Raw genomic sequence first — 7,581 nt, 5'->3', positions numbered from 1 at the left:
GTATCGTCGCTTCGTATAGTGTGCGTATGACATCGTCATTGCGAATGTGGGGAGGGGCAGTGTTGTGGTTGGCGTGTTCTGATTGGTATTGTGTGGGTGTATTCACGAGTCCGAGCGCAAGGGCTACTCTGGTATGAGGCATTAGTTTTTGAGTAATTGGTCCGCGACCTGTGCGTTGTACAGGTGAGGAGGCGTCTGCAGCGTCTCGCCTTCCAGATAGTCGACCATCGACGGGCCGCTGATGATGAAGCGGTCGGTCATCTGGTCGTTCACGCCGCTGAAGCCGCGCAGATAATTTCCCGCGACCGTCTTGGGATCGAACTGCGCCGCGGCGACGCCCAGGCCATTGAGCGCGATGCCCGCATATTGCTGGCCGGTCTCGTGATGGCGATATTTATAGCCGATCTGGATGCGCTTGAGTGCCCCGTCGAAATCGAAGCCGAGGTCAGCCTGGCCGTAACGCTCCTTGTCGCTGGTCGGCTTGGTGACGGTGTTGCCGCTCCAGCCCGGATCGGTGACGAAGGCATTGGGGTTACCCTGAACGTCGGTGGCATAGCTCAGCGAACCCGGCGACTTGGGCGCACCGCCGACATTCACGGTATAATCCGCCCAGTTCAGGAATTCGAGGAAGACCTGACGCTTGGTGCCGCCGTCCGCGTCCGACAGGCCGCCTTCGACCGTCAGATCCCAGGTGCCGCCATCCCAACTCGCCTTGCCGCGATAGGTGTCGGACTTCATCTCCGCCTCGCGATACTGGACGTCCAGCACTGACAGCGCATTCTTGAAGGTCGCGCTGGTGACGATGCCGTTATTGACTTCCAGCCCGGTCAGCGCGCCCAGGCTGTTCCAGGTATTGCCCTGGAAGGCATACATGGACTGGTTGAGGTTGTTGTAGGTGGCGTCGATCTTGAGCCAGCTCGCCTCCAGGGTCAGCTCGTCGACCGGCTTCCACTGGGCGGTGGCCGAATAGGTCAGGCGCTCGCGCCCCTGTTCGAAATAGGATGTGCCAAAGGCGTTGGGGCTGATCGCGTCGAGATTGTTGCTCAGCGTGGTGGCGCATTCGCCGACGCAGCCATTGTCGCGCGAGTCCACCGGATTGTCGGCATTGCCGCCGGCCCACTGGTCGGCCTTCATCGTGCCATAGGTTTCGACGCCATCACGGCGCAGGCGATCCTTGGCGCGCTGGAACGAGGCGAGGATACCGAACGTGCCTTCCTCATTATGCCAGCTGACCAGGGCCGAACCCTGGATATCGCCCTTCTTCGAGCGATCATTGTAGAGATAGCCGAGCTGGCCCGCGATGGTCAGCGGCTTGAGCTCCAGCGGCTTGCGGGTCACGACATTGACGGTGCCGCCGATCGAACCTTCATCGATGCGCGGTTCGGGCGACTTGTAGACATCGACCCGGCCGACCAGCTGCGGCGCGAGCAGCGCATAGTTGAAGGTGCGGCCCGGCGAGTCGAGGATGAACCAGTCGGCCGATGCCACGGTCTGGCCGTCCAGCAGGGTGCGGTTGAGCGCCGGATCGGTGCCCAGGATCGACACTTTTTCGCCCTGGCCGAACTGGCGGTCGACGGTGACGCCGGGCACCAGCGTCAGCGCTTCGGCGACATTGGTATTGGGGAATTTGCCGACATCTTCGGCGGAAATGCTGTCGACGATCGCGTCAGCGTTCCGCTTGACGTCGATCGCCTTGGCGAGCGAGGCACGATAGCCGGTGACGACGATATCGCTGGCATTTGCATCGGCGTCCGGCGCGGAAGCATCGCTTCCCTGCGCATGCGCGGCACCCGAAAACAGCGCGATGGCGCTGGCGGTACCGACCAGAAAAGTCCGAATCCCCATATCTCACCCCTTATTTATATTTGATGCATGGCTTCAATTGGGCGGACCAACTGCATACCAATAAGCAGACCATCCGCCGAAGTCATATCGCCGTCAAGAGGGATATTTTCAAAATTGTGACGGGGTTTGAAATTTTTCACTGGCATATGGTATTTAATTGGTCTTAGTGTGCAGACAACAAAGATGCTGGTGGAGACGAGATGCCGCTGCTTGCCGAACAGATTGGACCGCTCGACGCGCTGGGCGGTGGCCCGCTCTATCGCCGACTCGAAGATGCCCTGCGCGAAGCGCTGCGCACCCAGCGACTGAAACCCAATGAAGCGCTGCCGCCCGAACGCGACCTGGCATCGGAACTCTCGGTGTCCCGCATCACCCTGCGCAAGGCGCTGGATTCCCTGGTCGAGGAAGGACTGCTGGTGCGCAAGCAGGGCGCCGGCACCTTCGTCGCCAACCGGGTCGAGAAGCAGTTTGCCAAGCTCTCCTCCTTTTCCGAGGATATGGCGGCACGCGGCCGCACCGTGCGCAGCGAGTGGCTCGGCCGCAGCGTCGGCGCGGTAACGCCCGAAGACGCGCTGACGCTGGGCCTCAGCCCCGGCGCGGCGGTCTACCGCTTCAACCGCATCCGCTATGCCGACGATGTCGCGATGGCGCTCGAATATTCGACCATTCCCGGCTTCGGCCTCGACGGTGTCGATGTCGTCGGCGCGTCGCTCTATGCCGCCCTGGAAGCCGCCGGCAACCGACCGGTCCGCGCCCTCCAGCGCCTGCGCGCCGTCCTGTTCAACGCCGAACAGGCCAAGCTGCTGGGGATCGAGGCGGGGGCGCCCGGCCTCTATATCGAACGGCGCGGCTTCCTGGACGATGGCCGCGTCATCGAAGCGACGCAAAGCTGGTACAGGGGCGATGCTTATGACTTTGTTGCCGAACTCGACATGCGCGCCTGACCGAAAAGATGCCTGACACGATGCTCAATCCGCAAGATACCCTGATGTTCGCCGAGGCCGCAGAGGCCGGCGCCGTCATCGCCCGCCAGTTCGCCGCCAACGCCGAAACGGTCAAGGCGCTGGCCGCCAGCCTGCGCGCAAATCCGCCGCGCGGCATCGTCACCTGTGCCCGCGGCAGTTCCGATCATGCGGCGACCTTCGCCAAATATCTGTTCGAAACGCGCCTGGGCCTGCTGACCACCTCGGCCGCCCCCTCGATCGCCTCGGTCTATGGCACCGCCCCGGCACTCGCCGACATGCTGGCCATCGCCATCTCGCAGTCGGGCAAGAGCCCCGACATCCTGGCCACGGTCGATGCCGCCAAAAGCGCAGGCGCAAGGACCGTCGCGATGGTCAATGTCGCCGACTCGCCGCTTGCCGGCCAGGTCGATACGCTGCTGCCGCTCCACGCCGGCCCGGAACGCAGCGTCGCCGCCACCAAATCCTATATCGCCTCGATCGCCAGCCTGCTGAACCTTGCCGCCCATTGGAGCGAGGATGCGGAATTGCTGGCGGCGCTGGAGACTGCCCCAGCGCTCCTCGCCCAGGCCTGGGCCTGCGACTGGACGCCGCTCGTCGAACAGCTTGCCACCGCGCGCGGCCTCTACGTCATCGGCCGCGGCATCGGCTTTGGCATCGCGCAGGAAGCGGCGCTCAAATTCAAGGAAACCAGCGGCCTTCATGCCGAAGCGTTCAGCGCGGCCGAGGTCAAGCATGGTCCGATGGCGCTGGTCGGCCCCGATTTTCCGCTGCTGGTGTTCCGCCAGGCGGACGAGACCGCCGAAAGCGTCGATGAACTGGTGCGCGAGGTCGTTGCGCGCGGCGGCCAGGTGCTGATCGCCGGCGAGCCGGTCGATGGCGCCATTCATCTGCCGGTGCCCGCCGCCCATCCGGCGATCGAGCCGATGCTGCAGGTCCAGGCCTTCTACCGCGCGGTCAACGCGCTGTCGGTCCGGCGCGGCTTCAACCCGGACCAGCCCCCGCACCTTGCCAAGGTGACGGAGACCCTCTGATGCGTCACGCTCTGGTCAACGGGTCGATCCTGATCGACGGCCACTTCCATGCCGGCAAGGCGCTGCTGATCGAGGGCAATCGCATTGCCGCGATCCTGCCCGACGCCGATGTCCCGACCGATGTCGCGCGGCGCGACTTGGGCGGCGACCGGCTGGTGCCCGGCTTCATCGATACGCAGGTCAATGGCGGCGGCGGCGTGCTGTTCAATGATGCCCCGACGATCGAAGGCATCGCCGCGATCGGCGCCGCCCATCGGCGTTTCGGCACCACCGGCTTCCTGCCGACCCTGATCAGCGATGATCTGGCCGTCATCCGCCAGGCGGTCGCCGCCGTCGATGCTGCGATCGAGGCCGGGGTGCCGGGCGTGCTCGGCATCCATATCGAAGGGCCCTATCTCAATATCGAGCGCAAGGGCATTCATGACGGCGACAAGATCCGCCCGCTCGATGCCGAGGGGCTGGAAGTGCTGTCTTCGCTCAAGCGCGGCCGCACCCTCGTTACGCTGGCACCCGAGCGGACCTCGCCCGACATGGTGCGCCAGCTTGTGGAGCGCGGCGTGATCGTCGCGGCGGGCCACAGCAATGGCCGCTATGAGGATATGATCGGTGCGGTCGAAGCTGGCCTGTCCGGCGTCACCCATCTCTACAATGCCATGTCGCCGCTGGGATCGCGCAAGCCCGGCATCGTCGGCGCCGCGCTGGAGCAGGATAGCCTGACCTGCGGCATCATCGTCGATGGCCATCATGTCAGCGCCACCGCGCTCAAGATCGCGCTGCGCTGCAAGCCATGCGACAAGCTGATGCTGGTCACCGACGCCATGCCTTCGGTCGGCTCCGAAGCGGACGAGTTCATGCTGCAAGGCCGCCATATCCTGGTCCGCAACGGCGCCTGCACCGATGATGCCGGCACGCTCGCCGGCTCCAATCTCGACATGATCACCGCCGTCCACAACAGCGTCGCCATGCTGGACGTCCCGATCGAGCGCGCCTTCGCCATGGCATCGGCGGCCCCGGCCGCCTTCCTGGGCCTTGCCGCCGAAACCGGTCGCATCGCGCCGGGCCTGCGCGCCGACCTGCTGCAACTGGATACCCAGGGCGCCGTCGTGCGCAGCTGGATCGGCGGCAGCTACTGAGCCAAACATCGCCGGGGCGGTTGGATCGTGCCCCGGTTCCCTGCCTGCTCGGCCCCGCTTATGATACAGACCGTCTCACGGCCGCCGGGCTTCGGGACAAGACCTGTTGCTTTGAGAGGATGCCGATGAAAACTGTCCTGATCGCCGCCAGCCTGTTGCTCACTGCCGCCGCCCCCCACGTCGCCATGGCGCAGGCCCCTGCCGCCGCGCCTGCCCCGGCCTATAGCGTCGAGACGACCGACATCGGCACATTGCTCGACAATCCCGCGACCAAGGCGGTTCTCGACAAGAATCTGCCCGGCTTCACCGCCAACCCGCAGATCGACATGGCGCGTTCGATGACGCTGAAGGGCGTGCAGCAATATGCGGCCGACACGCTGACCGACGCCGCGCTTGCCAAGGTGCAGGCCGATCTCAACAAGATCCCGGCCAAGAAATAAGGACTTGCCCGGCGCGCATAGTCGCGCCGGCTAACCTGTCAGCTGCCTTTGCCGGTGGCGTGGCGCATCAACGCCTCCACCATGGCCAGCGCCTCGTCATGGCCCAGCGTCACGCCCAGGCTCTGTTCCATGACGATCGACCGGGCCATGCCCGCCGTCAGCACCGAAAGCCCCACCGGCGACAGCCCCGCGCCATCGGCCGCGCCGATCGCCCGCGTCTGGATATCACGCAATTCCTCGACGAAGGCGGCGATTTCCTGGCGGATCGCCTTGCGATGGTTGGACAGCGCCATGAACTCCAGCACGATCGCGCTGCCATCCGGATCGGAATTGAGCTGCCACAGCGCGCGCAGCGGATCGGGCGTATCCAGCCGGTTCGCCAGTTCTTCCTTGAACCGGGCCGACAGACTGCGGAACAGTTCCAGCAGCAGGTCGTCCGTCGTCGCAAAATGATAATGGACCAGCGCCGGCGTCACGCCGACGATCTTGGCCACGCGCCGGGTGGTGACGGCGGCATAGCCCTCCTCCACCATCAGCCTCTCGGTCGCGGCCAATATCGCGCCGCGCGCCGATGCGCGCTCCTTCCTGCCGGCGCGGGTTATGCCTTTTTCCATCGCCCCTGCGGCCTATTCGTCCAGCATGTCCATCACGTCGCGCGCGGCATTGCGATCGGCTTCATCTTCGAAGGCGACATCCAGGTCGGGCGCCGCGCCCAGCATGTAGAGCAACGTCCACAGGGCGAAGCGCCGGGGACGGTCGGTCTCCAGCCCGAAGGCCACCTGCATCCGCTCGATCCCGGCCGCCATACCCTCCGGCGGTACGCTGGCGAGGTCGTCGGTGCCGAAATAATGGCGAAATTGATCGTCTAAATCCATCGCCGCGCTATCCCACAGCGCGGCGCGCTTGACCAGACGGATCAGGCCGGCCGTTTGGGCAGTTCGATCTCCGCCTTGGCCGTGGCCAGCACGGCCCCCGCCTGATTGGCCATGCGGCAATCGACCTGCACCATGTGCCGGCTGTCCTCATCGACGAACTTGTCGAGGATGGTGCCGGTGGTGATGGTGATGTCGCCGGTCAGCGCCGGGCTGCGATAATTGCAGGCGGAATGGCGGATCATGCCCCATTCCCCGGCCCAACCGGCGAAATAATCGGTGATCCACGCCCCCATCGACGCGCCATAGCCATAGCCGCGCGGCATGCCGATGAAGCGGGCCCAGCGCGGGAAGAGATGGCCGCGCGACGGGCCAACATAGGCGCCATCGGTGAATTCGGGATTGATCGCCTCCATTACTGGATCATTCTCATGGCCCGCCATTTCCTTGACGAAGCCCAGCGCCTCCATGTCGAGATCCGTGCGTCGATGGGTGCCGCCCCATTGCGTGAAGATATAGGATCGCCATTCGGTCGCGAAGGAGACGATCGAATGCGGCCCGACCACCCGTTCGGGCAGCGCCGCGCCGACCGTCACATCATCCCACCAGCGCCGGTCATGGCCCAGATCATGGAGCATCTGGATCCACTGCATCTTGCGCGCTTCCAGTTCCTCCAACTGGTCATCGGTCCAGACCGGATCGTCAAAGCCTTCGGTGGGAACATTATCCTTGCCCGCTTCCTGGCTGTAGCGGATCGACGTCGAACGCTGCTTGGCGATCAGGTCGCCCTGCTGATTATAATAGAAATTGTCGCCGCGCTGGAAACAGGTCGGCCCCGCAAACTTGGTATCCTTGACGGTATAGTCGAACGGGATGCGCTCGTTGAGGATGCGGTCGCCCGCCACCATGCGGGGCCCGTAGAACCACCATTCGTCGCCGCCGAACAGCATGTGCGAATTGGGCACCCGGCCGATGCAGGACGGCGCGGAGCCATGGGCGCAGTCCATCGTCACGGCAAAGCTCTGTGGCGCGACCATGCCGCCCCAGCGGCTCTGCGCGGCATAACCCGCATCATAATGGAGCCGGTTGGGATAATGCATCGCCTGCACCCAGCGGCGGATATCGCCATTGTTGATCGGCTCGACCATCCGCGCGGGCTGGATCGGCTTGCCTAGATAATTGTCGATATCCGAACAATCGAGCGTCGGGCTGGTCATGGATCGTCTCTCCGCAAATGCCTTGTTTGACGCCAAGGCTAGCGACGCCCCGACACCACGACTTGACCAAAATGGACA

At 64.4% G+C, this 7,581-nt stretch carries 8 protein-coding genes; 4 read left to right on the top strand and 4 right to left on the bottom strand.

What is annotated here, in order from left to right; genetic code table 11:
• Window positions 1-141: 141 nt before the first annotated feature.
• On the bottom strand, window positions 142-1,845 hold the full coding sequence (locus tag BRX37_RS14655) for a TonB-dependent receptor (RefSeq protein WP_318276691.1): 1,704 nt from the start codon (window positions 1,843-1,845) through the stop codon (window positions 142-144).
• Between the two features lie 200 nt (window positions 1,846-2,045).
• On the opposite strand from BRX37_RS14655, the gene BRX37_RS14650 reads away from it, so the two are divergent.
• The 4 genes from BRX37_RS14650 to BRX37_RS14635 all read left to right on the top strand — a co-directional run bounded on the left by BRX37_RS14650 (window position 2,046) and on the right by BRX37_RS14635 (window position 5,414).
• Window positions 2,046-2,789, top strand: coding sequence for a GntR family transcriptional regulator (locus BRX37_RS14650; protein WP_125987872.1), 744 nt, complete (start codon window positions 2,046-2,048; stop codon window positions 2,787-2,789).
• Between the two features lie 8 nt (window positions 2,790-2,797).
• Entirely contained in the window at window positions 2,798-3,841 is a 1,044-nt protein-coding gene (locus tag BRX37_RS14645; protein WP_004212452.1) for an SIS domain-containing protein, read from the top strand.
• Window positions 3,841-4,974 carry an N-acetylglucosamine-6-phosphate deacetylase gene (gene nagA / locus BRX37_RS14640; RefSeq protein WP_125987870.1) on the top strand — a complete coding sequence of 378 codons (1,134 nt, stop codon included), beginning with the start codon at window positions 3,841-3,843 and terminating at the stop codon, window positions 4,972-4,974. Before BRX37_RS14645 ends, nagA begins: the two co-directional genes overlap by 1 nt.
• 125 nt (window positions 4,975-5,099) lie before the next feature.
• Window positions 5,100-5,414, top strand: a complete 315-nt coding sequence (locus BRX37_RS14635; protein WP_125987868.1) for a hypothetical protein — start codon at window positions 5,100-5,102, stop codon at window positions 5,412-5,414.
• 38 nt (window positions 5,415-5,452) lie between these two features.
• Here the strand turns inward: BRX37_RS14635 and BRX37_RS14630 are convergent, their stop codons facing one another.
• The 3 genes from BRX37_RS14630 to BRX37_RS14620 are packed head-to-tail and all read right to left on the bottom strand — an operon-like array spanning window position 5,453 to window position 7,503.
• Window positions 5,453-6,028, bottom strand: coding sequence for a TetR/AcrR family transcriptional regulator (locus tag BRX37_RS14630; protein WP_125987866.1), 576 nt, complete (start codon window positions 6,026-6,028; stop codon window positions 5,453-5,455).
• Window positions 6,029-6,040: 12 nt separating this feature from the next.
• Window positions 6,041-6,289 carry a hypothetical protein gene (locus tag BRX37_RS14625; protein ID WP_004212448.1) on the bottom strand — a complete coding sequence of 83 codons (249 nt, stop codon included), beginning with the start codon at window positions 6,287-6,289 and terminating at the stop codon, window positions 6,041-6,043.
• Window positions 6,290-6,330: 41 nt separating this feature from the next.
• Window positions 6,331-7,503, bottom strand: coding sequence for an FAS1-like dehydratase domain-containing protein (locus BRX37_RS14620; RefSeq protein ID WP_125987864.1), 1,173 nt, complete (start codon window positions 7,501-7,503; stop codon window positions 6,331-6,333).
• Window positions 7,504-7,581: the final 78 nt, after the last annotated feature.

This window comes from Sphingomonas sp. S-NIH.Pt3_0716, from assembly GCF_003950715.1.
Lineage (GTDB): Bacteria > Pseudomonadota > Alphaproteobacteria > Sphingomonadales > Sphingomonadaceae > Sphingobium > Sphingobium yanoikuyae_A.
The sequence above is the reverse complement of the archived record's forward strand: the minus strand, read 5'-3'. Positions and strand labels throughout refer to the sequence as shown.

Bases quoted from the DNA above. Each gene is read 5' to 3' on its own strand.
- BRX37_RS14655 (WP_318276691.1), bottom strand. From the start codon at position 1,845: ATGGGGATTCGGACTTTTCTGGTCGGTACCGCCAGCGCCATCGCGCTG.
- BRX37_RS14650 (WP_125987872.1), top strand. From the start codon at position 2,046: ATGCCGCTGCTTGCCGAACAGATTGGACCGCTCGACGCGCTGGGCGGT.
- BRX37_RS14645 (WP_004212452.1), top strand. From the start codon at position 2,798: ATGCCTGACACGATGCTCAATCCGCAAGATACCCTGATGTTCGCCGAG.
- nagA (WP_125987870.1), top strand. From the start codon at position 3,841: ATGCGTCACGCTCTGGTCAACGGGTCGATCCTGATCGACGGCCACTTC.
- BRX37_RS14635 (WP_125987868.1), top strand. From the start codon at position 5,100: ATGAAAACTGTCCTGATCGCCGCCAGCCTGTTGCTCACTGCCGCCGCC.
- BRX37_RS14630 (WP_125987866.1), bottom strand. From the start codon at position 6,028: ATGGAAAAAGGCATAACCCGCGCCGGCAGGAAGGAGCGCGCATCGGCG.
- BRX37_RS14625 (WP_004212448.1), bottom strand. From the start codon at position 6,289: ATGGATTTAGACGATCAATTTCGCCATTATTTCGGCACCGACGACCTC.
- BRX37_RS14620 (WP_125987864.1), bottom strand. From the start codon at position 7,503: ATGACCAGCCCGACGCTCGATTGTTCGGATATCGACAATTATCTAGGC.